This window comes from Kribbella deserti (assembly GCF_042434725.1).
Taxonomy (GTDB): Bacteria; Actinomycetota; Actinomycetes; order Propionibacteriales; family Kribbellaceae; genus Kribbella; species Kribbella deserti.
On the sequence record NZ_JBHLTC010000041.1, the window covers coordinates 126,485 to 149,631 of the forward strand.

General features: G+C 68.8%; 21 protein-coding genes. 8 read left to right on the top strand and 13 right to left on the bottom strand.

Going from position 1 to position 23,147, the window contains the following annotated elements:
• Positions 1 to 19: 19 nt before the first annotated feature.
• Together ACFFGN_RS33610 and ACFFGN_RS33615 are read right to left on the bottom strand one after the other, a co-directional pair.
• Positions 20 to 2,245, bottom strand: a complete 2,226-nt coding sequence (locus ACFFGN_RS33610; protein WP_380056449.1) for an MMPL family transporter — start codon at positions 2,243 to 2,245, stop codon at positions 20 to 22.
• A gap of 180 nt (positions 2,246 to 2,425) precedes the next feature.
• On the bottom strand, positions 2,426 to 2,974 hold the full coding sequence (locus tag ACFFGN_RS33615; protein WP_380056452.1) for a M48 family metallopeptidase: 549 nt from the start codon (positions 2,972 to 2,974) through the stop codon (positions 2,426 to 2,428).
• A gap of 498 nt (positions 2,975 to 3,472) precedes the next feature.
• On the opposite strand from ACFFGN_RS33615, the gene ACFFGN_RS33620 reads away from it, so the two are divergent.
• The gene (locus tag ACFFGN_RS33620) at positions 3,473 to 3,631 is read left to right on the top strand and encodes a DUF5679 domain-containing protein (RefSeq protein ID WP_012922897.1); all 159 of its coding nucleotides are present in this window, start codon (positions 3,473 to 3,475) and stop codon (positions 3,629 to 3,631) included.
• Between the two features lie 85 nt (positions 3,632 to 3,716).
• The gene (locus ACFFGN_RS33625) at positions 3,717 to 5,036 is read left to right on the top strand and encodes an ABC1 kinase family protein (RefSeq protein WP_380056457.1); all 1,320 of its coding nucleotides are present in this window, start codon (positions 3,717 to 3,719) and stop codon (positions 5,034 to 5,036) included.
• Positions 5,037 to 5,157: 121 nt separating this feature from the next.
• Here the strand turns inward: ACFFGN_RS33625 and ACFFGN_RS33630 are convergent, their stop codons facing one another.
• The 5 genes from ACFFGN_RS33630 to ACFFGN_RS33650 form a co-directional block, all read right to left on the bottom strand.
• Entirely contained in the window at positions 5,158 to 5,319 is a 162-nt protein-coding gene (locus tag ACFFGN_RS33630) for a hypothetical protein (protein WP_380056459.1), read from the bottom strand.
• 112 nt (positions 5,320 to 5,431) lie between these two features.
• Entirely contained in the window at positions 5,432 to 5,659 is a 228-nt protein-coding gene (locus tag ACFFGN_RS33635) for a putative WhiB-interacting protein (RefSeq protein WP_380056462.1), read from the bottom strand.
• A gap of 29 nt (positions 5,660 to 5,688) precedes the next feature.
• Positions 5,689 to 5,973, bottom strand: a complete 285-nt coding sequence (locus tag ACFFGN_RS33640; RefSeq protein ID WP_380056465.1) for a WhiB family transcriptional regulator — start codon at positions 5,971 to 5,973, stop codon at positions 5,689 to 5,691.
• 145 nt (positions 5,974 to 6,118) lie between these two features.
• Entirely contained in the window at positions 6,119 to 6,331 is a 213-nt protein-coding gene (locus ACFFGN_RS33645; protein WP_380056468.1) for a hypothetical protein, read from the bottom strand.
• 254 nt (positions 6,332 to 6,585) lie between these two features.
• The gene (locus tag ACFFGN_RS33650) at positions 6,586 to 8,697 is read right to left on the bottom strand and encodes an ATP-dependent DNA helicase UvrD2 (RefSeq protein WP_380056471.1); all 2,112 of its coding nucleotides are present in this window, start codon (positions 8,695 to 8,697) and stop codon (positions 6,586 to 6,588) included.
• A 100-nt stretch (positions 8,698 to 8,797) separates the two neighbouring features.
• Here ACFFGN_RS33650 and ACFFGN_RS33655 point away from each other — a divergent pair, with 100 nt between their 5' ends.
• Entirely contained in the window at positions 8,798 to 9,037 is a 240-nt protein-coding gene (locus ACFFGN_RS33655) for a mycoredoxin (protein WP_380056474.1), read from the top strand.
• A gap of 1 nt (position 9,038) precedes the next feature.
• On the opposite strand, the gene nudC is transcribed toward ACFFGN_RS33655, so the two are convergent.
• Complete coding sequence (gene nudC, locus ACFFGN_RS33660) at positions 9,039 to 9,959, bottom strand: NAD(+) diphosphatase (protein WP_380056476.1); 921 nt, start codon at positions 9,957 to 9,959, stop codon at positions 9,039 to 9,041.
• A 37-nt stretch (positions 9,960 to 9,996) separates the two neighbouring features.
• On the opposite strand from nudC, the gene deoD reads away from it, so the two are divergent.
• Both deoD and ACFFGN_RS33670 read left to right on the top strand, forming a co-directional pair.
• A complete protein-coding gene (gene deoD / locus ACFFGN_RS33665) occupies positions 9,997 to 10,710 on the top strand; it encodes a purine-nucleoside phosphorylase (protein ID WP_380056479.1) in 714 nt (237 codons plus the stop codon).
• A gap of 86 nt (positions 10,711 to 10,796) precedes the next feature.
• Entirely contained in the window at positions 10,797 to 11,294 is a 498-nt protein-coding gene (locus tag ACFFGN_RS33670) for a hypothetical protein (protein ID WP_380056482.1), read from the top strand.
• A 3-nt stretch (positions 11,295 to 11,297) separates the two neighbouring features.
• Here ACFFGN_RS33670 and ACFFGN_RS33675 read toward each other — a convergent pair whose 3' ends face one another.
• The 3 genes from ACFFGN_RS33675 to ACFFGN_RS33685 all read right to left on the bottom strand — a co-directional run bounded on the left by ACFFGN_RS33675 (position 11,298) and on the right by ACFFGN_RS33685 (position 13,303).
• Positions 11,298 to 11,963, bottom strand: a complete 666-nt coding sequence (locus ACFFGN_RS33675) for a GOLPH3/VPS74 family protein (protein WP_380056485.1) — start codon at positions 11,961 to 11,963, stop codon at positions 11,298 to 11,300.
• Between the two features lie 57 nt (positions 11,964 to 12,020).
• A complete protein-coding gene (locus ACFFGN_RS33680; protein WP_380056487.1) occupies positions 12,021 to 12,701 on the bottom strand; it encodes a GOLPH3/VPS74 family protein in 681 nt (226 codons plus the stop codon).
• A gap of 311 nt (positions 12,702 to 13,012) precedes the next feature.
• The gene (locus ACFFGN_RS33685; protein WP_380056490.1) at positions 13,013 to 13,303 is read right to left on the bottom strand and encodes a hypothetical protein; all 291 of its coding nucleotides are present in this window, start codon (positions 13,301 to 13,303) and stop codon (positions 13,013 to 13,015) included.
• A 308-nt stretch (positions 13,304 to 13,611) separates the two neighbouring features.
• Between ACFFGN_RS33685 and ACFFGN_RS33690 the strand changes: the two genes are divergently transcribed.
• From ACFFGN_RS33690 to ACFFGN_RS33700, 3 genes are all read left to right on the top strand, one after another.
• On the top strand, positions 13,612 to 14,208 hold the full coding sequence (locus tag ACFFGN_RS33690; RefSeq protein WP_380056493.1) for a GNAT family N-acetyltransferase: 597 nt from the start codon (positions 13,612 to 13,614) through the stop codon (positions 14,206 to 14,208).
• Positions 14,208 to 15,965, top strand: coding sequence for an IucA/IucC family protein (locus ACFFGN_RS33695; RefSeq protein WP_380056496.1), 1,758 nt, complete (start codon positions 14,208 to 14,210; stop codon positions 15,963 to 15,965). Before ACFFGN_RS33690 ends, ACFFGN_RS33695 begins: the two co-directional genes overlap by 1 nt.
• A gap of 136 nt (positions 15,966 to 16,101) precedes the next feature.
• A complete protein-coding gene (locus ACFFGN_RS33700) occupies positions 16,102 to 16,650 on the top strand; it encodes a Uma2 family endonuclease (protein ID WP_380056499.1) in 549 nt (182 codons plus the stop codon).
• Here ACFFGN_RS33700 and ACFFGN_RS33705 read toward each other — a convergent pair.
• Both ACFFGN_RS33705 and ACFFGN_RS33710 read right to left on the bottom strand, forming a co-directional pair.
• Positions 16,647 to 19,913, bottom strand: a complete 3,267-nt coding sequence (locus tag ACFFGN_RS33705) for an ATP-dependent helicase (RefSeq protein WP_380056502.1) — start codon at positions 19,911 to 19,913, stop codon at positions 16,647 to 16,649. The two genes, ACFFGN_RS33700 and ACFFGN_RS33705, sit on opposite strands and share 4 nt — an antisense overlap.
• Positions 19,913 to 23,140 carry an ATP-dependent helicase gene (locus ACFFGN_RS33710; protein WP_380056505.1) on the bottom strand — a complete coding sequence of 1,076 codons (3,228 nt, stop codon included), beginning with the start codon at positions 23,138 to 23,140 and terminating at the stop codon, positions 19,913 to 19,915. The genes ACFFGN_RS33705 and ACFFGN_RS33710 overlap by 1 nt, the downstream gene beginning before the upstream one ends.
• Positions 23,141 to 23,147 lie beyond the last annotated feature (7 nt).

Below are 23,147 nucleotides of genomic sequence, written 5' to 3' on the forward strand. Positions count from 1 at the left end.
CGGACGTTCTGGCGCTGACTCAAACCGAGGTCAGCTCGCGCTCCGGCTCCCCCTCCGGCGCCTCGGTTTCGTGCGCATCGGCCGCGTGCCGCGGCGCTGCCTTCGGGCGGAGGAACTTCGGTGCCCACCAGTTCGCATCGCCGAGCAGCGTCATCACCGACGGCAGCACGACCGCCCGGATGATCGTGGCGTCGATCAGGATCGCCGCGGCCAGGCCGACGCCGAGCTGCTTCATGTCGAGCGTGCTCAGCGTCGCGAAGACCGCGAACACCCCGATCATCACCGCCGCCGCGCTGGTGACCACACCCGCCGAACCGGTGATGCCCTCGGCGACCGCCTGCTTGGTCGGCATGCCCCGCAGCACGGCCTCGCGGATCCGGCTCACCACGAACACGTGGTAGTCCATCGAGAGCCCGAACAACACCACGAACAGGAACAGCGGCAGCCACGAAACGACCGCGCCGTTCGACCGGAAGTCCAGCAGGCCCTCGGCCCAGGTCCCCTCGAAGACCGCGGTGACCACGCCGTACGCCGCGCCGGCCGAGAGCAGGTTGAGCCCGATCGCGGTGACGGCGACCACCACCGACCGGAACGTCACCACCATCACCACAAACGTCAGCAGCAGCACGAACCCGATCACCAGCGGCAGCTTCGACCGGATGTGGGCCGCGTAGTCGACATCGGCCGCCACGAACCCACCCACGGCGTACGTCGCGCCGGGCACCTGGCCGACGGTTTGCGGCATCAGCTCGGACCGCAACAGCGCGAGGGCGTCGCGGGACTGCTGGCTGCCGCCGTCGAACGGCGTGGCCACCTCCAGCACAGTGACGGTTTTGTCCGCGGAGACGCGTGGCTCGGACAGGCCGTCCTGAGCGAACAGGCCGCTGCTCTTGCTGCGGTTGACCAGGCTGGTCAGCGCCGCCGCGACCGCCGGCTGCTGGTCCGCCGGGGCGCGCACGGCCAGCTGGTGACTCGTTCCCGTGCTGGGGAACTGGGCGGTCAGCCGGTCGTAGGCCTGCATCACCGCGGTGTCGCGCGGCAGGTCCTCCGTGCCCGGGAACTTCAGCGTCATGCCCAGGGCGGGCGAGGCCACCGCGAGCAGGGCGACAACCGACACCATCAGCGTGGCGGCGGGGTGCTTCAGCGCGGGCTTGAGCACGGCCGGCCAGAAGCGGGGCTTGCCGTTGCGGGCGGAGATGCGCCACAGCAGCGGAACGCGCGGGCGGTCCACCCAGCGACCGAGCTTGCCCAGGATGGCGGGCAGCACGGTCAGCGAACCGATCACCGCGACGGCGACCACCAGGATCGAGCCGACCGCGAAGGACGAGAAGGTCGAGTCCTGGGCCAGGAACAGGCCACCCATCGAGATGATGACGGCGATACCGGACACCACGACCGCGTGACCCGAGGTGGCGGCGGCGAGCTCCACCGCGTCCAGGTGGTTCCGGCCGCGGGCCCGCTCCTCCCGCTCCCGGCGCAGGTAGAACAGCGAGTAGTCGACGCCGACCGCCATACCGATCAAGAGAATGACGCTGTTACCGGCCTCGACTGCGGGCACCAGGTGGGACGCGGCGGTGGACAACCCGATCGCCGCTGCCACCGCGGACAGCGCGAGCAGCACCGGCACGGCCGCCGCGATCAGTGCGCCGAACGCGACCAGCAAAATGATCAGGGTCACCGGCAGGCTGAACAGCTCGGCCCGCTTGAAGTCCTTGCCGAGTGTCTCGTTCAGCGCCATGCCGATCGACTCACCGCCGACCTGCTCGACCCGGAGGTCCTTGAACTGGCCCTGCACCGCGCCGGTCGCGTCGAGCAACGGCTGCACCCGCTCGGCGGAGTCCGCCTCGGACTCCTTGAGCGTCACCCGGACGATCAGGGCATCACCCTTAGGGGACGGCATCGGGGGCGCCACCTCGGTCACCCCGTCCAGCGACTTCATCCGCTGGGTCACGGCCTTCGCCGCCTTGTCCGCCTCGGCCCGGTCGAACCGGCCCGACGGCGAGGTGATCAGCACACTCTCGACGTCCGGGTCGTTGAAATCGCCCGACTCGTAGATCGCGTCCGCCCGGCTGACCTCGCCGATGTTCTCGTCGCCGCTCTCGACCTTGTTCACGCCCGTCACCGAGCCGAGCGCGAAACAAGCCACCACGAACACGAGCCAACCGGCGATCGCCCGCCAGGGATGTGTGGCACTCCAGCGCGCGATCCGCACTGTTGGTGCTCCCCCGGTTCTGGACTTCGACATCGGTCCTACCCCTCCGCGCCGGCCTCGGCGCACCCTGCCAGCCCGGCCCCTCCGCCGGTCGCTGGTCATGGGCTCAAGCCTTGGCCATCGGAACAGGGCAGCGGTATGCAGGAAGCACCCCACTTTCCCTGGGGTAAACCCCACCTCTGCCCTGGTGGTAAACCCCACCCAAGGAGGGAGCTAGCCCGGTGGCAGGTCGTCTTCCATCTCCAGATGGGCCGCCGCCGAGACACCTTCGAGGTAGCCCTCGGCGCGCTCGGCCTTCGGGTAGCGGTGCACCAGCTTCCAGAACCGGGCCGAGTGGGAGGGCTCCAGCAGATGGGCCAGCTCGTGCACGATCACGTAGTCGATCACCCACTGCGGCATCGTCTGCAGGCGGCTGGAGAGCCGGATCGAGCGGTCGGCCGGCGTACAGGAGCCCCAGCGCCGGTTCTGGTTGCCGACCCAGCGCACGGAGGCCGGCTCGGGCGCCTCCGGCAGGTGGCGACACGCCAGATCGCGCGCTCTGGCCAACAATTTCTCGTCCGACACGCGGGATCTGCTGCGCTGCTTCTCCAGCCGCTGCAGCATGGTTTCCACCCAGCGCGCCTCTTCCGCGGCGGACAACCGGTCGGGCATCAGCACGACCACGCGCTCGCCGTCGCGGTAGGCGCTCACCGTCCGCTTACGCCGCTTGCTGCGCCGGATATCCACATACGGCGGGATCGGCAGCTGGGGAGATTCGGCCATGAGCCGACGGTACCGCGCGGCGTCGACGGATTTTTTCCGTCCCCAGCCTGTGCAGAGACGTTTTCGCAGGTCAGAGGCCTGTTGGCCGAGATCTGGACACCTTTTGTTCACAGCGCCGTCCCCTGCCCGTCCACACCGACACGCGGCGCGGCGCACAGTTTGTTCACAGAGTTATCCACAGGGGTGGACAACTTCGGCTTGCCTGTGCGGGTCCGGCTGCCTAGCGTCGAGATGAGCAGGCTCCCGGCCGGTCCGCGCGGGGTGTTCGCAGGGGAAGGCGAGCGCTTTCCAGGCGGCCCGCCGGGAGCCGGCTCGACGGCTCCACGCGGCAGGCCACGCGGCACGCAGGCCCTCGGTTGCGCTTGAGCGGCTCCCCGCCTGCCGTAGGGTGAATCCCGACTGGGCCGAACGGCCTACGGCAGGACGGTCTGCCGTTAGCATCCACAACGGCCAGGGGCCTGGCGCCCCGGCTGGTATCAGAGCAAGGAGAGGGCCCTCATGGCAGAGACCTGGAGCGGCGAGTTCTACTGCGTCAAGTGCAAGGCCAAGCGCACCGCCGACGGCGAGGTCAAGGTCAACGACAAGGGCACGCGCATGGCCAAGGCCAAGTGCCCCGAGTGCGGTACGAACCTGAACCGGATCCTCGGTAAGGCCTGACGCACGGCTGACAGGGGCGGCGGCAGGACCGGGATCCGGCCCTCCGCCGCCCCTGCCTCGTTCCCCGCTTGGGTGGGGAGTCAGAATGGACGATGTGTCGGACCTCCCCCGCAAAGCCCTGAGCCGTACCGCGAAACTGGCCTCGCTACCGCTCGGCGCGGCCGGACGTGCCACCGTCGGCCTGGGCAAGCGAATCGGCGGTGCGCCGGCCGAGGCCGTGATGGCCGAGTTCCAGCGCCGCACGGCCGATCAGCTGTTCTCCGTCCTGGGTGAGCTCAAGGGCGGCGCGATGAAGTTCGGGCAGATGCTGAGCCTGATGGAGTCGGCGATGCCCGAGGAGTTCGCGGCGCCGTACCGGGCCACGCTGACCAAGCTGCAGGACTCGGCGCCCCCGATGCCGGCCGCGACCGTGCACACGATCCTCGCCCGCGAACTGGGCTCCAAGTGGCGCGACCGGTTCAGCGAGTTCGACGACATCCCGGCCGCTGCGGCGTCGATCGGCCAGGTCCACCGCGGCGTACTGAAGGACGGCCGTGAGGTCGCGGTCAAGCTGCAGTACCCGGGTGCCGCCGAGGCCCTGCGCGCGGATCTGCGCCAGCTCGGCCGGGTGGCCCGGACCTTCGGCTCGTGGGTGCCCGGGCTGGACATCAAACCGCTCATCACCGAACTGCAGGAGCGCATCGGCGAGGAACTCGACTACGACCGCGAGGCCCAGGCCCAGCAGGCGTATGCGAACGCGTTCGCGGACCACCCCGAGTTCGTCGTACCGCGGGTGATCAAGCACTCCCCGAAGGCCATCGTCAGCGAGTGGATCGAGGGTGCTCCGCTGTCCGGGGTGATCGCCGACGGTACGAAGGCGGAGCGCGACGAGATCGGCCTGAAGTACGTCCGGTTCATGTTCAGCGGGCCGAAGCTGGCCGGGCTGCTGCATTCCGACCCGCATCCCGGCAACTTCCGGGTGATGGCGGACGGGCGGCTCGGCGTGGTCGACTTCGGCCTCTGCGCCCGCCTGCCCGACGGCCTGCCGCCGGAGATCGGCAGCCTGCTGCGCATCTCGCTGCAGGGCGACGGTGACCAGGTGGTGGCCGGTCTGCGCGAGGTCGGGTTCATCAAGCCGCGGATGGAGGTCGACCCACAGCAGCTGATCGACTACCTCGCGCCCTTCGCCGAACCGGCCCGCGCCGAGGTGTTCCAGTTCAACCGCGCCTGGATGCGCGAACAAGCCAACCGGACGAGCGACTTCCGCTCCCCCAACGCCGCCCTCGCGCTCAAGCTCAACCTGCCACCTTCGTACCTGCTCATCCACCGAGTCTGGATCGGCGGCGTGGCCGTGCTCTCCCAACTGGAAGCCGAAGCCCCCTTCCGCTCCGTCCTAGAAGAATTCCTCCCCGGCTTCCAGGACTAACCACTCCAACACCGGAGCACTGTCGCGATCCGCACCCACCTCAGCCCTGCGTCGAGTGGCCGATCCGCCCAACGCCGGGACCTCTGTCGCGGCGTTGGCCCAGCCGGCCATACGGCGGGTCCTACCACCAGGCGGGGTCTAGTTTGCTTTCGATGGCGCGGAGGTTTTCGCGGGCGCAGCGGTCGCAGTAGGCGACCTTTCGGCCGTTCTCGACGGAGACGATCCAGGTGAGCGGGAATTCGTCGGCGGTCTGGCCGCAGAACCCGCATACCGCTTGTTCCATGAATCCATTCTGCACCCGGTAGAGCGCGGCAACGCCGAGGGGCGGCACCCCGATGGGATGCCGCCCCTTGGACTCGTTATGAATGCCGGAACCCTGTGCGGGTACCGGTGGATCAGACCAGACGGGCTACTGCGAGCCTCGCTTTGGCGGAGGCGCGGTCAGCGCGTCGCCTGGCCCGGTCGAGCTGTCGTTGGGCACGGGCCAGCTGGTTGGCCAGGTGCATACGGCGGCTCTGCTCGGCGTCGATCAGCACCTGCCGACAGTGGGCACGCGCGAGATCTTCTTGAAGTAAATGCATTTCAGTTCTCCTGGGGTGAATCTGGTTCTTCAAAGTCGTCATCGGAAGTCGTCTCGTTTCGGATGGATGGGTTAGGCGGCGGCGATGTCGTTCTTACGTGGACGGCCTCGCGGCCGCTTGCGTGCAACCACCACGCCCTGGACGAACAGCTGCCCACCCCAGACACCCCACGGCTCGGAACGCTCGAGCGCTCCGGCCAGGCACTGCTCCATCAAGGGGCAGGTGGTGCAGAGGGACTTCGCGTACTCAACGTCCGCCGGGGATTCGGCGAAGAAGAGCTCCGGCGCGTAGGACCGACAGGGCAGGTCCTGCGACGCTGCAACCTCGGTAAACGCATCGAGGAAGCTGATACTCATTCCGGTCACCTCCTAGTGACTTTCGTGCTGTTGTTGCTTGTCTCTTGTCGTCGGAACCGACCACCGGATGGTGGCCGACAAACAAAAGGGCCGCGGGACCCTTAGCGGGTTCCGCGGCCTTGGAGGTGCCGGCTGACTGTGAAAGTCAGACCGGTGGACTCCATGCTCGAGAACCCAGACCGCCGTAGCCGCCATCCGTGATCGGTGCACCCACAACCTGGGTGTCCTGCAAAAGCGGCTTCACAACGGTCGCGACGCGCAGGCGCGACGGGGCGGCGCCCAGGATCAGGGCGTGCTTCACCAACGCATCGTTAAAGCAAACGTTCGTCGTCATCTGCATGTCCTTCAGAGTGATCATTTCCGGGGCACCTCCTCTCGTTGTGGCAAACGGGCGGTGAAGCTCGTCGCTATGGTTCGGATGAAGTTTTCGGCCAGAACGTGGCCGCAGCAAGAAGACTACGCCGACCCTCGACCAGGCTGCAAACTATTTATTGGGAACTTCCGGCCAAGTCCGGAAGCTGCCCTCCAAGTGCCCTTTCGGGCAACCGCGCGAGCACGCTCGGCGATCGTTGCCTGGTCACTCTATCGGCGGGAAGCCAACCGCGACAGGCATTAAACCGAACAGATTCGCAGTACGTCCGCGCCGTACTTGTCGACCTTCACGCGGCCGATGCCGGCGATCCGCAGCAGCGCCAGCTCGTCGCTCGGGCGCGCCTCGGCGACCGCCGTGAGTGTGGCATCGGTCAGTACGACGAACGCCGGCACCCGATCCGCCTCGGCCCGCTCCGCCCGCCAGGCGTGCAGCCGGTCGAACAGGTCCTGGTCGATCGTCGACGGGCAGTCCTCGCAGCGACCGAGCTTGCGCGCGGCGGGATCGACCAGCCCGCGCCCGCAGACCCGGCAGTGCGCGACGGTTTTCGCCTCCCGGGTCTCCCGGTTGAAGCGCGGCTCGTTACTCGCGGCCTGCCGTGAACTGCGCACGCCGATCGGATCCAGGAACCGGCTCGGGCCGCGCTGGCCCCGGCCGCCCGGTGAGCGCGACAGAGACCAGCTGACGCACAGCCCGTCCTTCGCCCGGGTGACACCGACATAGAACAGCCGCCGCTCTTCCTCGATCTGAGCCGGTGTCTGGGCGTAGCTGATCGGCAGCGTGCCCTCGTGCGCCCCGACGATGAAGACGTGTCCCCATTCGAGGCCCTTCGCGGCGTGCAGCGTGGCCAGGGTGACGCCCTCGGCGACCGGCGCGTGCTGGATCGCGGCTCGCCGGTCCAGCTCGGCCATCAGCTCGGCCAGCCCGGCGGCCGGGTGCTGCGCGGCGAAGTCCTCGGTCATCGTGACCAGGGCCGCCAGGGACTCCCAGCGATCCCGCACCGCTCCGACGCCGGCGGGCGGCTCGGCGCTCCAGCCGGCACCGCTCAACACGGCCTTGACGGTCTCCGGCAACGACTCCCGGTTGTCGCCGGACTTGGCCTGCCCCCGGAGCAGTACGGCGGCCTGGCGGATCTCGGCCCGCTCGAAGAACCGCTCGGCGCCCTTCAGCACGGCCGGGATACGCCGCTCGGCGAGGGCCTGCTCGAAGTTCTCCGACTGGGCGTTGATGCGGAACAGGATGGCGATCTCGCGCAGCGGCACGCCACCGTCGCGCAGGCGGTCGATGGTCCGGGCGATCGAGCCGGCCTCGGCCACCTCGTCGGAGAACTCCCGGAACGTCGGCGCCGCCCCGGACTCGCGCTGGCTGCGAAGCTCGACCCGGCCGGGCAGACCGGCGGCCCCGGTGGCGTCGAGCACCTTGTTGGCCACCTCGACGATCTGCGGGGTGGACCGGTAGTCGCGGACCAGCTTGATCACGGCGGCGTCGGGATGACGGGCGGCGAACTGGACCAGGTTCGCCGGGTCCGCGCCCGCCCAGGAGTAGATGGTCTGCGCCGGGTCACCGACCACGCAGACCTCCTGGCGGCCGCCGAGCCAGAGCTCGAGCAGGGTCTGCTGCAACGGCGAGACGTCCTGGTACTCGTCGACGACGAAGTGGCGGTACTGCTTACGCACCTCGGCGGCGGTCCGCTCGTCCTCCGCGAGCAGGGCGACCGCACAGAGCAGCACGTCCTCCAGGTCGATCCGGCCGCGCTCGTGCTTCACGTCCTCATAGGCGGCGAAGATGTGCGAGATCGTCTGCGGATCGAACGCGGCGAGCGATCGCGCCGAAGCGGGCGCCACCTTCGCGTAGTCGTCGGGCCGGACGTTGCTCACCTTGGCCCACTCGATCTCACCGGCCAGGTCGCGCAGCGCGGGCGTGTCCACCCGGACGCGGCAGCGTGCGGCCGCCTCGGTCAGCAGCGGGAACTTCCGGTCGATGATCGGCGGCAGCTCACCGCCGAACACCTTCGGCCAGAAGAACCGGGCCTGCCGCAGCGCCGCCGAGTGGAACGTGCGGGCCTGCACGCCGGTGGCGCCGAGCTGGGCCAGCCGCCCGCGCATCTCACCGGCGGCCCGCTGGGTGAACGTCACCGCGAGCACCCGGGCCGGATCGAACGTCCCGGTGCGCACGCCGTACGCGATCCGGTGGGTGATCGCGCGGGTCTTGCCCGTACCGGCGCCGGCCATCACACAGACCGGCCCGTGCAGCGCCATCGCGACGGCGCGCTGCTCCGGGTCGAGGGCCGCCAGCAGGGCTTCGGCCGACTGGGCGGCGGCTAGCTGTGTGAGATCGCTCACGGACTGAGACATACGGGAACAGCACCACCAGGGGCTTGGTTCGGATACTTCGAGAGCAACAGTAGACGGGCCGACCGACAGTGCCCGACAGCTCAGAGACGGAGTGACCTTGATGGCCGCCTTCACGATGTACTCGACCCCGTGGTGTGGTTACTGCCACCGCCTCAAGGGCCAGCTCAAGCGGGCTGGAATCGAGTTCGCCGAGGTCGACATCGAGCAGCAGCCCGAAGCCGCGAAGATCGTCGAGAAGGTCAACAACGGCAATCAGACCGTGCCGACCGTGGTCTTTCCCGACGGCACCGCGATGACCAACCCGAGCCTGGCGCAGATCGCCGGCAAGCTCGCGGCCTGATCTACCAGGAGCCCGGCAGATCGTCGCCGTACCAGCCCTCGATCAACCGCCGCGAGATGCTGACCGAGCCGGGGATGACCACCTCCCCGGTGTCGGCGGCCGCCTTCAGATCCTCCCGGCTGAACCAGCGCGCGTCGACGATCTCGTCATCGTCGACGTCGATCGCCGTACCCGTGGCCACGGCGTAGAACCCGAGCATCAGGCTGGACGGCATCGGCCACGGCTGGCTCCCGGCGTACTGGACGTCGTCCCCGATCACCACGCCGGACTCCTCCAGCACCTCGCGCCGTACGGCGGCCTCAAGGCTCTCCCCCGGCTCGACGAATCCCGCCAGCGTGGAATACCGGCCTTCGGGCCAGTTCTCGCCCCGGCCGAGTAGCGCGCGGTCCTGGTCGTCGGTGACCAGGACGATGATCGCCGGATCGCTGCGCGGGAAGTGGCTCGCGCCGCAGACCGGGCAGCGCCGGACGTGGCCCGCGTCCACGATGTCGGTCCGCGCGCCGCAACGGGCACAGTGCGGGTGGGTGCCGTGCCAGTTCGACAGCCCGACCAGGTTGACGGCGATTCCCGCCTCCCGATCGTCCAGGACGACCCCGGCCTCGCGCAGCGTCGCAAAACCGTCGATGGCCTGTTCCATCATGATCCCGAACACCGCACGGCCATCGGCGGTCCGGCCGGCCCCGGCCTCCCGGTCGATACCGAGGAAGATGCGCTCCCCCGCGGGCGCCTCGTCCGGGCTGACGAAGGCCAGCGCGGTGCGATCGGCGCTGACCGCGACCCGGTCACCGGCGACCAGCGCGACCTGGGTGTCCGGCGCGGCCCAGGCCTGCTTCAGCCACGCGGTGTCGCGGCGGCGGTCGGCCGCACGGTCGAGCACGGATCGGGACAGGGCAAGACAGGAAGGGGTGATCGAATACGGCACGAGCTCAACGTATCCCCTGCCGTGAGAGCATCGCGGCATGAGTGTTCATATCGCCGCATCGAAGGGGCAGATCGCACCGCGAGTGCTGTTCCCCGGGGATCCCCTGCGGGCCAAGTGGATCGCCGAGACCTATCTGTCCGACGTCACCTGCTACACCGAGATCCGCAACATGTTCGGGTTCACCGGCACCTACAAGGGTGAGCGGATCTCCGTGCAGGGCTCCGGCATGGGCCAGCCGTCGGCCGCGATCTATGCCAACGAACTCTTCGCCGAGTACGACGTACAGACGCTGATCCGGGTCGGCACGTGTGGTGCCATCTCCGAGAGCGTGCGGATTCGCGACGTCATCATCGCGATGTCGGCCAGCACCGACTCGCAGATGAACCGGCTGCGCTTCCACGGCATCGACTACGCGCCGACGGCCGACTACAAGCTGCTGCGTGCCGCCGTCGACAACGCCGAGGCCGCCGGGCTGAACGTGCACGTCGGTGGCGTCTTCTCGGGTGACCTGTTCTACAACGACCGGCCAGACCTGGTCGACCGCACCGCGCAGTACGGCGTGCTCGCGATCGAGATGGAGGCCTCCGCGCTGTACACGCTGGCCGCCAAGTTCGGCCGTCGCGCGCTCGGCATCATGACGGTGTCGGACCACCTGATCACCAAGGAGGAGACCTCCGCCGAAGAGCGGCAGACCACCTTCTCGGAGATGATCACGATCGCCCTCGACGCGGCGATCGAGGTGCCGGTCTGAAGCGGGTCGCCGTCGCGTGCCTGAGCGTCGCCCTGCTCACCGCGACGGCCTGTTCGGCCGAGGACAAGCCCGACGCCTCGTCCAAGGTGCCGGCCAGCGCCTCCAGTTCGGTCAGCATCGCGCCCGACGACGCGGCGACCACCAAGCCGGCCGGTAAGCCCGCGCTGGTGACACCGCCGATGGCGCAGCTCAGCGCGGCGCAGGTCGTGACGGCTCTTACCGGCGCCGGCTACACCTGCGGCAAGGACTCGACGTACGCGATCTGCGAGTCGGGTCCCGTCGCGGTCTGGGTGCTCACCGGTAAGCACAAGCGGGTTCCGGTCGTCTCGCTGCACTCGATCGGCAAGATGGCCGAGGCGCACGCCGCGATCGAGAAGGCCCTGCCGAAGGCCCTGCAGACCGCGCACGTGAACGAGGTCTGGCTGGTCGCGGACTGGTTCGCCAAGCAGGCGGGCAAAACCGCGGCGAAGACGACCATCGGTGACTGGAAGGTCGAGCTCTACGCGGAGGCCGACTCCGAGGAGCCGGGCGTCCACCTCACCCTCACCGACAAGTTCTGCACGGCGAACTGCCAGGCGGAGTAGTTGCTATGCCGGCGTCGGCGCGGTCTGCGATAGGGCTGCGCTGACGCCGGTCTGAATCGCGTCCACCGCTTCGCGCGTACTGGACGCCGCGGTGGCGATCTGCTCGGCCCGGCGCCGCAGCGCCTTGCGGCCCATGGGTCCGGTGATCACCTTCGGTACGACGTGTTGCGCGTGCAGCAGCGTGATCAGAACGCCGGTCCGGTCGTTCGGCGTATTGCCGAGCTTGAGCGCGCTTTCCAGCCCGGCCCGGACCTCCAGTTCGTGACTGGCGTCGCGGGCGGGCCACCGGCTGACCGGGGACAGGCTGAGTACGTTCTCCCGGTCGATGTGCGCGATGCCCTTGCATTCCAGGCGGTTGAGCAGTTCCGCACGGAGGTCCTTTGCCAGCTTGGGCACCATCCGTACCGGCCGCACGCCGTTCTTGCCCTTCACCGGCTTGCCGGTCAGCAACGCGAGCCGGGTGTCGAGAACGGCGTCACCGGTCGGCGAGTCGTCGATCACCACAAGCCGGTCCCCCGTCTCGTGAGCGACCACCCGCAACCGGCCGAGCAGAGTCAGTTCGATCAGTACAGCGCCTGCCAACGCGTAATCCAGGCTGAGTGATCCCGCGGCCGCCTCGCCGCTTGTGTCGTCGTGCAGCAGGAGTAGCAGGTCCTCGGCGATCAGCATGCGATAGACGCTACTGCCTAAGGGTCCCTCAGCGAACAGTCTGAGCCGGGTGTGCCGTCAGGAACCGCCCGAAGCACCTGCAGCCGTGCTGGCCACGATCGCGGCGGTAAGCGCGGCTTGCACCGCTGCGACCGCCTGGCGCACAGCTTCCGCTGCCCACGCCGATTCGGCGATCTCCTTGGCACGACGCTTAAGGGCCTTCTTGTCGACCGCGTCCGTGACCACCTTCGGTACGACGTTCAGCGCGTGCAGCAACGCGATCAGCGCCGCCGTACGGTCGTCGGGCTGCATACCGAGCTTGAGCGCACTCTCGAGGCTCGCGCGGACCTCAAGTTCGTGCGACGCGTCCTGAGCCGGCCAGCGCGTTACCGGGAACAAGCCGAGCACCTTGCCCTTGTCCGCCGTCAGAACACCCTTCGCGTTCAAGCGCTCCAGGAGTTCCGGCCGCAGCTTCTTCGAGACCTTGTCGATGACGTTCTTCGGCTTGGCGCCTTCGCGGCCGACCAGCAGGGCCAGCCGCTTGTCCAGCAGTAAGTCGCCCGTGGGTGTTTCGTCGCGGACGATCAGCCGGTCCTTCTTGACGGCCTCGCCCGCACCTGCCGAGTCCACCTTGCCGAGCATGGTCAGTTCGATCAGCACGGCCCCGGCCAGCGCGTAGTCCAGACCGGGATTGCCCACCATCGGCTTGCCGGTCTCGTCGTCGTAAATCAGCAGCAGCAGGTCTTCCGCGATCAACATGTCCCGACGCTATCGCCCACACGCCACGCCCGGCATCATCCCCACGACCGATCCCCCACCTCACCCTCAAGCAGTACCTCGCAGAGAGCGGACGCCAACTGCCTCACGACATCGGCATCACGACTATCCCCGGCACTCCAGTCGGCAGGTGCTCTGTGATCGCAGCCCCGGCCGTGATGACCAGGTCGTCTAGACCCGGGCGCCGTCGGCAAGCCTCGGCGAATCGCCCAGACCTGAGCCCTGCCACTGCGGCACACAGAGCACTGTCGTCATGGCCGCGAACCTACGCAGCGCTCAGTCCACGCGACCAGTCAGCGCGGCGAGGCCGGCAGGGTGATCAGGTCGGCGGGGATTCGGGTGGTGATCTCGCGGCCGGTGCCGTCGTCGTATTGGACCAGGCCGATCCAGCCGTCGGCGCAGTGCACGCGGCCGATCAGCCAGCCGCGGCACCAGGCGCCGCGGACCCAGGCGCTCACGTGAGCCGGTAGCTCCAGCCGGGTGAACGCGCGCGGATCGAATACCGGTCTCGCGATGACTTCGGTCACCACTTCGGCCGCCGGCGGCGCGAGCACGGGCCCGGGCGGTGTCTCGGTGGTGGGCACGACGCTCAGCGACCCCCGAGGGCGCTGAGGTGCCGCCGGACCGTGCAGCCGTCGTGGTCGTGCCCGGGTTCTGAACGCTGTCTCGGTCATTGATAACACCCTTCTGAGGCACTAGGTCAACGCTCAACGCGCCCGTCCGTACAGCTGCCTCACTGCCGGGCCATCCACACGTACCCACCGAACCTTCAGATTGCGTTCCGGCCAGATCACAGAAGCAAGAAGCCGATCAGCGGTTTGGCGGGGTGGCGAGTGTCTACTAAGGTAAGCCTTAGCTAACCGGGTACCGCCTACCTCGAAAGCAGAAGACGATGACTCGTGCTGCCGCCCTGCCCGAGCCGGATTTCCGCCACTACGTGGCCGGGGTCGGGTCGCTGGGGCTTCGCCCGTTCGATCTGGACCAGCACACGGAACTTCTGCACAGCTGGGTGACCCAGCCCTACGCGAAGTACTGGGGCCTGCTGACCGCGAGCATCGCCGACGTGCGCGCGGAGTACGAGCGGATCGAGCGATCGGCCCACCATGAGGCCTTCATCGGCCTGCACGACGGCGAGCCCGCCTTCCTGATGGAGCGGTACGCGCCCGCGCACGACCCGGTCGGGCAGACGTACGAACCACTGCCCGGGGACGTCGGCATGCACGTGCTGGTCGGTCCGGCCGAGCAGCCGATCGCCGGCTTCACCACGGCGGTGTTCGGCACGATCATGGAGTTCCTCTTCAGCGATCCGGCGGTGGACCGGGTGGTGGTGGAGCCGGACGTGCACAACACCAAGATCCACGCCCTCAATGACCGGATGGGCTTCCGCAAGGACAGCATCGTCGAGCTGCCGGGGGATAAGAAGGCCTGGCTGAGCTTCTGTACCCGTGAGCAGTACCTGAACGCCGTACGGATGAACGAGGCAGGTTGATGACCTTCAGCGAGACCGACCACCTGACGCCGGAGCACTGGGCGATCGCGAACCGGGCCCTGGTCCGCAAGGCGCTCGCCGAGTTCACTCACGAGCGGCTGTTCGAGCCTGTTGCCGATGGCGACGAGTACGTCGTGACCGGGCCGGTGAGCGTCTACCGGTTCAGCGCCGGGCGGTATCCGCTGAACCACTGGGAGGTCTCGGCGCCGAGCATCACCCGCACGGTCGACGGCGCGGCGGCGCGGATCGACGCGCTGGACTTCATCACCGAGTTCCACCAGCAGCTCGGTATCGGCGCGGACATGCTGCCGGTGTACCTGGAGGAGATCTCCAGCACGCTCGCCAGTTCGGCGTACAAGCTGTCGAAGGCGGATCTGACCGCCGCACAGCTGGCCACGGCCGACTTCCAGACGATCGAGTCCGCGATGACCGAGGGCCATCCGTGCTTCGTCGCGAACAACGGGCGGCTCGGTTTCGGCGTGGCCGACTATCGCGCGTTCGCGCCCGAGGCCGGAGCGGCCGTGCGGCTGACCTGGATCGCCGTACGCCGGGACCGGACCAGCGTTTCCGTGAGCACTGCTCTCGATTATGAGCAGCTGTTACGTTCCGAGCTCGGGCCCGGGGTGCTGGCCCGGTTCGCGGCCCGCATCTCGGCGGTCGGCGGCGATCCGGCCGACTACCACCTGATGCCGGTGCACCCGTGGCAGTGGGAGAACAAGACCTCGATCACCTTCGCGGCGGACGTGGCCCAGCGGCACATCGTCCACCTGGGCGACAGCGACGACGACTACCAGGCGCAGCAGTCGATCCGGACCTTCTTCAACCGGTCGCACCCTGAGCGGAACTACGTGAAGACGGCGCTGTCCGTGCTCAACATGGGTTTCATGCGCGGCCTGAGCCCGACGTACATGCAGGCCACGCCGGCCATCAACGACTGGGTGTACGGCGTGGTCGAGAACGACCTCGTGCTCAAGCAGTACGGCTTCTCGGTACTGCGCGAGATCGCCGCCATCGGCTACCACAACAGTTACTACGAGGCCGCGACGCCGAAGACCTCGCCGTACCGCAAGATGCTGTCGGCGTTGTGGCGCGAGAGCCCGATCCCCCAGCTCGGCGAGGGCGAGCGCCTCGCCACGATGGCGAGCCTGCTGCACGTGGACCGGCACGGCCATTCGCTGGCCGCCGCGTTGATCCGCGAGTCGGGCCTGACCCCGCGGGCGTGGCTGCGGACCTATCTCGACGCTTACCTGGTGCCGTTGCTGCACTGCTTCTACAGCTACGAGCTGGTCTTCATGCCGCATGGGGAGAACCTGATCCTCGTGCTCAAGGACGCCGTCCCCACTCGCGTGATCATGAAGGACATCGCCGAGGAGATCGCCGTCCTCAGCCCGGACACCCCGCTGCCCGAGGCGGCCGAGCGGGTCCGCGCCGACGTACCCGAGGACGAGAAGCTGCTGAGCATCTTCACCGACGTCTTCGACTGCATCTTCCGGTTCCTCGGCCCGCAGCTCGACGCCGAAGGACTGCTCACGCCGGACGAGTTCTGGGCGGTCGTGGGTGAGTCGGTCCGCGACTACCAGCAGGGCCATCCGGAACTCGCCGAGGCGTTCGCGCGCTACGACATGTTCGCGCCGGAGTTCGCCCTGTCCTGCCTGAACCGCCTTCAGCTGCGCAACAACCAGCAGATGGTGGACCTGACCGACATCGCCGGCAGCCTGCAGTTCATCGGCACGCTGGAAAACCCGATCGCCACCTGACCCGACGATCTGCCCGCGCAGGGGCATGCTGGGGAATGCGCGGGCAGATCGTCGATTGCCCGAAATTCTCTGTGGATAACCTCTGATGGCGGCTGAAACGCGTGCATCCTTCCTGCGTGACACCAAAGGAGGCACCATGGAAACCGTGCAAACACTTGAGCCGGGCGACTTCACGCTCGCGGATCTCGACGCGCTACCCGACGACGGCAAGCAGTACGAACTCGTCGACGGCATGTTGATGATGACGCCCTCGCCCATACCGCTCCACCAGCGGGCGGTCTCACAGCTGTTCCGTTGTCTCGACCGCAACCTGCCGCCGGACGAGTTCGAGCTGTTCTTCGCGCCATTGGACTACCGGCCGACCGATCGAAGGTCGCTGCAGCCTGACCTGATGCTGGTGCGTCGCGTCGACGTGGGCCTGACGCACATCACCAAACCACCGCTGCTGGTCATCGAGGTGCTGTCGCGCGCCACCCGGTCGAAGGACCTCGTGCTCAAGCGCAGCCTCTACGAGGAAGCGGGCGTGCCGTCGTACTGGTTGTTCGACCCCATCGGCGAGGAACTGACCGTGCTGGAACTCGACAACGGGGTGTACGTCGAGCGGGCGACGGTCAAGGGCGAGGACGCGTTCGAGACCACCACGCCGTACGACGTGCGGATAATCCCGGCGGAGATGGTGCGTTAACCGGCCGCCTGGTCCTCGGGAGCTGCTTCGCCGTCGAGCAGCTTGACCAGCTGCGCGCGCGTGGGCAGGTTGTCCTGGCGGATCACGTCGCCGGTGCGTACGTAGTAGAAGGCCGCGCCGACATGTTCGACCGGGATGCCGACCAGCTCCGCCCACGCGATCCGGTAGATGGCCAGCTGAAGTGGATCGGCCGTTTCGCTACGAGAGGTCTTCCAGTCGACCACGTCGTAGCCGCGGGAGCCGTCCGGCCGGGTGACCCGGTAGACCGCGTCGATCCGGCCGCGGATCATCCGGCCACCGATGGCGAGGGCGAACGGCGCTTCGATCTCGTGTGGCACGCGTTCGCCGTATGGCCCTTCGCGGAAGGCGTCCATCAGCTCGATCAGGTCCGTGTCGTCCACGATGTCCTCGTCGGCCGCGCCCGGCAGGTCGTCCGGATCGAGCAGAAGCTGCTGCCCGAAGTAGGTCTCGACCCAGGCGTGGAAGCGGGTGCCGAAGCGCGCCGCCCGGTTGGGCTTTCGCGGCATCGGCCGGGCCAGTTCGGCGGCCAGTCCGTCCGGGTCCTTGGCGAGCCGCATCACCTGGGTCGCCGACAACGCCGCGGGCAGTTCCACGTCGTAGGCCTTCCGGCTGCGGCTTTCGCGCGCCTCCGAGAGCAACCGCTCGATCTCGGAATCCCAGCGAGCCACCGTGGCGGCCTCGTCGAGCAGCAGGTCCGCCTCGTTGTCGAGATCCGGGCCATACGCCTGCGCGTGCCGGACCATCTTCACCGCGTCGAGCCGACGGACCCGGGCCTCTTCGTCGAACGGCGCGGGCCAGGCGGCCCGGGTCTGCTCGGCCAGTTCCGGGTTCTCCACCTCGGGCTCGGGTGTGTCCGCCCAGGCCACAACGCGATCACCCGCGTGCCGCTTGAGCAGCTCCAGGTACGACGAGGGGCCGCGCGGGCGTTTTTGCGTCGGGCCCCACCAGTGGCCCGTGGCGATCAGGATCTCCTTGGCACGGGTGAACGCGACGTAACCGAGGCGGCGCTCCTCCAGGGAGTTGACCTCCTTGCAGGCCTCGGTGAACTCCTTGAGCCCAGCGTTCGAGAGGTCGTGGATATCGGGCAAGGTGTCGGCGTCACCGCGCAAGGGCCAGGGCAGCACCTTCGCGTTGGTGGTCCACTTCTCCCGGCCTCGGTCGCTCGGGAACACCTTGTTCACCAAGGTCGGTACGAAGACGACGGGCCACTCCAGGCCCTTGGACCGGTGGGTGGTGAGCAGCTTGACCGAATCGGCCTCGCTCGGCACCGCGAGATCGAGACCGGCCGCGTACTCCTCCTCGGCCGCGAGATAAGCCAGCAGGCCGTCCAGCGAACCACTCGAGTCGGTCGAGACGAAGTTGCCCACGGCATCCAAAAACGCGGCCAGGTGGTCCCGGCGGCCCGCGTCCACGTGTGCCGGGGTGGCGGTCAGCTCGACGTCGAGCCCGATCGTGGAGATCACCCGGCGGACCAGGTCCAGCAACGGCTCCCCCGCGTGCGCCCGCAACTCGCGCAGCTCCAGCGAGAGTTCCTTGAACCGGATCAGCGCCTCGCTCGAGTAGCCCCAAGCCTCCGGCCCGGGATCATCAACGGCCTCGGCGAGCGAGATGACCTCGGTCGAGTCCATCCCGGCGACGGCCGCGTCGAGTGCCGCCACCAAATCGTCCGCGGCCGGGCGGTCACCGGAGTCGGCCAGACGGCGGGCGCGGCTCGCCAGCAGGGCCAGGTCGCGATGGCCGATGCGATAGCGCGGGCCGGTGAGGATCCGCAGCATCGCCGCGTTCGCCGTGAGATCGTTGACCGCCTGCAACGTGGCCACCACGTCGACCACCTCGGGCAGGGCCAGCAGACCGCCCAGACCGACAACCTCGACCGGTACTCGTCGCGCGATGAGGGCCTCGTGCACCGCGCTCAGGTCGACGTTCGTTCGCATCAGGATGCCGATGTCCTTCCACCGGCGGCCCGTCGTTTTGTGCGCCGCGACGATCGAGTCCGCGACCCATTCGATCTCCTGCGACCGGGTTTCGAACAGCCCGACGGTGATCGCCCCGGTGGGCGCGGTCGGCGGGGCCTCGAGCGGAATGACGCCGGGGTGGCGCTCGTACAACTCGGCGGCGTGCTGGTTCGCGGCGGCGAGGATCGCGCTGCCGGACCGCCGGTTCACACTCAGGACGTACCGATGGGCGGGCGAACCGTCCGCCAGGGGGAAGTGCGCGGGGAACTCGTCCAGGTTGGCGACCGAGGCGCCACGCCAGCCGTAGATCGCCTGGCACGGGTCACCCACCGCCGTGACGGCATGCCCGCGGCCGGTCTCCGGTGTCGCGCCGGTGAAGAGGGCCGTCAGCATGCGCCGCTGGGAGACCGAGGTGTCCTGGTACTCGTCGAGCAGCACGACCTTGAACCGCGCCCGCTCGATCACCGGCACCTCCGGGCACTGCTCGGCGAGCCGCGCCCCGAGCGCCATCTGGTCCGCGAAGTCGACCACGCCGCGCTCGTTCTTGTAGGCCTGGTACTCCTCGACGAGCTGGAGGATCTCCCCGCGCTTCAACGCGGTTTCGGCCAGCTTCTTCACCTCGACGGTCTGCTTCCGCGCCGCGGCCACCTCCGCCCGAACGGCCTCGTCGTGGGCGCGGATGTCCTCCGCGCGAACGAGGTGGTCGGCCAGTTCGCCGTCGAGCGCGAGCAGGCTGTTCACCAGGGTGGGCACGTGGTGCGACGCGAACCGGATCGGCCCGTCGGACCGCCGAACCACCCGGCCGGCCAGCTGGAACCGCGTGGCGTCGGCAAGAACCCGCACATCCGGCTCAAGGCCCAGCCGGAGCCCGTGCTCGGCGATCAACGTGCCGGCGAAGGCGTGGTACGTCGAGACGACCGGCTCGCCCGCTTCCTCCAGCTCGTCCCGGCCGCTGCGCAGATGCGCGGCCAGGATCGGCGGTACGTCGGAACGGGTGGCCGACAACCCGAGCACACCCGCCTTGGTCAGGTCGTCGCGGATCCGCACGTCGAGCTCGTTTGCCGCCTTCTTGGTGAAGGTGAGTCCGAGCACCTCCTCAGGTTTGACCTGTCCGGTGCAGATCAGCCAGACCACGCGCGCGGCCATCGCGGTGGTCTTACCCGAACCGGCCCCGGCCACGATCACGCCAGGCGCGAGCGGTGCGGTGATGGCCTCGAGCTGCTGGTCACTGAAGGGGATGCCGAGCAGGTCGCACAGATCCGCCGGCGTCGTCAGGGTCACCCGCATCAGACGATCTCCCGGCCCTCGGGCTGAATCGGGCACATCGCGCGCACCTGGCAACGGGCGCACCCGTCGTTGCGCTGCGCCACGAACTCCTCCTTGCGAACCATCGCGGCGGCTTCGTCCACCGCCTCGTCGAGCCAGGTCTTGCCGTTCTCGTCGGCCTCCAGCGGCGCCTGGCCCTGAACCTTGGGCAGGCCGCTGTCGTCATGGCGCAACTGGACCAGCTCGGCGCCGCCGCTGCGCGCGTCCTCCGGCAGCTGCTTGAGCTGGCGCGACTCGATCGCCCGCTGGTAGATCGCCAGCTGCACATGTCGCGCGAGCGCGGGTTTGGTCGGCATCGTCCGGCCGGTCTTCAGGTCGATCACCCGAATGGCCTCGTCCGAATCCGCCTCCACCCGGTCCATCCGGCCCTTCACCGAGACCACCGGCTTGTCCGCGTCCGGCAGCAGCACCTCGAACGGCACCTCGGTCCCGAGCAACGTGCGATCCGGACGGGCCTTGTGCCACGCGACGAACCGGCGCAGCGCCAGCTCGGCCTCACCGCGCTCGCGATCGGAGATCCAGCTGGACTCGAAGTCGAGCTGACTCCACACCTTGTCGAGCCAGCCACTCAGCTCGGCGGCATCCGCCGGCAACGTGCCGGTGGCGACCGCGTCCGCGAGCGTGTGCAGCACCATGCCGAAACCGATGGCCGTCGTACCCGCGGCCTCGCCACCGGCTCGCCGTTCCAGGAACCAGCGCAGCGGGCAGTCCACGATCGTGGTCAGGGCACTGCCCGACAACGGCACCGGCAGGTCGGGATCAACCACCGGACGCTCCGCCTCGGTCCGCTCGCGCACACCCCACCAGCGGGAGGGATCCGCCGTCGGCACAAGGGCGTTGCCCCGCTCGTCGAAGGACCCGGCCAGGTGGGCGAGGCGGTCCGCGGCAGCGCGGCGAAGCGCCGGTGACGAGGCCGGATCCGCCAGCACGCAGCGCAGGTCCGCCACCAGACCGGACAGCGACAACGGCCGTCGCGGCCGGCCCGGAACCAGCTTGAGCGGGATATCCAGCTCGGCCAGCAATCGCGAAGGCTGCTCGCCATCCGCCTCGGGCGCCTGAACCGCCGTCACGATCAGCCGCTGACGAGCGCGCGTGATCGCGACGTAGAACAACCGCCGCTCCTCCGCGAGCAGGGCGCCCGCGGACAGCGGATCGATCAAGCCCTCACGGCCGAGGCGGTCCGGCTCGAGCAGGGATCCACGGCGGCGCAGGTTCGGCCATTGACCTTCTTGCACGCTTGCGACCACGACCAGCCGCCATTGCAAACCCTTGGAGCGGTGGGCCGTCATCAACTGGACACCCGCTTCGCGGTACGTCGAGTCGTAGCGGTTGTCCCCGGCGATGTCGAGGGATTCCAGCTCGGCCAGGAAGGCGCTGACGCCCTTGAAGCCGACCTGCTCCTCGGCCCGGCTGGCCGCGTCGAACAACGCGCAGAGTGAGTCGAGATCCCGGTTCGCCGCGCGGGCCACCTCGCCACCGCTGTTCGACTGGGCGCGAAGTCTGCGCAGCCAGGGCGATTCGGACCACAGCGACCACATCACCTCGTCGGGCGCGGCACCGGCGGTCACGATGTTCCTTGCCTTGAGCAACCTTTCGCCGAGGGCGACAAACCGCGCCGCCGCGGTCGAGGACTGCTCGTCCAGCAACAGCGGATCCAGCAACGCCTCGCGCAACAGGTCGTCGGACGGCCGTGGCAGGCGCTGCCCCGCGGCGCGCTCGCGGTCGAACTTGCGCAGGTCGCGCGCCAATCGCCGCAGCTGCCCCGCGTCCATCGCGCCCAACGGCGATAACGCAAGCGCCCGCACAACGTCCACGGTGAGGGTCGCCGGATCGGCGACCGCCCGCAGCGCGAGCAGCATGGGCCGGACGGCGGGCTCGCGGGACAACGGCAGCTCATCACCGGCCACGTCGACCGGAATTCCGGCGGCCGCGAGAGCCCGACGCAACGGCGGAATCGAGTGCTTGCCGGAGCGGACCAGCACGGCCATCTCGTTCCACCCGACGCCGTCTTGGACATGGGCCCGGCGCAGCAGGTCCGCGATGTGCTCGAGCTCGGCGCCACTGGTCGAGTAGAGGTTGGCCTCGACCTTGCCCGGGCCGTAGACGCAGCCACTCGCGTCGGGATTACGGAACCGCTCGAAGGTGTCGCGATCCAGCGTGCCCGGGACGCCGAGGCGGTTCACCACGTTGCGCGAGACCCGCTGCAGCGTCGTACCGAACCGGCGGGTGGTTCCCAGCGCGATCTGCGCCGCCGGTGCGCCCGAGGCGGTCCGGAACTCCTCGGTGAAACGCATCAGCCCACGCACGTCGGCGCCGCGGAAGGTGTAGATGGACTGATCGGGATCGCCCACCACGACCAGGTCCCGGCCGTCGCCCGCGATGGCCTGCAGCAACTGGGTCTGACCGGGATCGGTGTCTTGATACTCGTCGACAAAAACGACCTTGAACTCCTGCCGCAACCGCGCCTGCACCTCCGGCTGCTGCGCCAGGATCACCGCCCGGTGAATCAGCTCGGAGTAGTCCAGCACCTGCTCGTGGTCGAGGATCTGCAGGTACTCCTCGAAGAAGTCGCCGACCGCAACCCATTCGGCCCGATCCGCCGACCGGCCGATCGCGGACAGGTCCTCCGGGTCGAGGCCGAGCTGGCGGGCCCGGCCGATCACCGCCTGGACCTCGTCGGTGAACCCCCGGGTCTTGAGCGCGGCATGCAGGCTCGGTGGCCAGCGGACCAGCCCCACCTCGCGACTACCGCCAAGGGCCTCACTCAGCCGGGAGGCCTGCTCCGGGCCGGACGGCAGCCGCAGCGGTACGTCGAACGCGTCCGCCGGCGTGAACCGCCTCAACAGCGCATAACAGAACGCGTGGAACGTCAGCGACGGCATCACCCGGGTGGTTCGCCCCAGCCGCGCGGTGATCCGGTCCCGCAGTTCGGTCGCGGCCTTGCGCCCGAAGGTGAGCACCAGCACCTCGTCCGGGTTCAGCCCGCGGTTGGCCACCCGATCCACAACCGCCTCGACCAGCGTGGTGGTCTTACCCGTGCCCGGCCCGGCGAGCACCAGCAACGGACCGCCTGGGTGGTTCACGACGGCCTGCTGATCGTCGTCGAGCACGGGCGCCTGCACGAGGCCGCCGGCCGGACGCGCGGACGGCCGGACCAGGCGATAGCGGGAGCTGGTTCGGGCGGTCACCAGGACA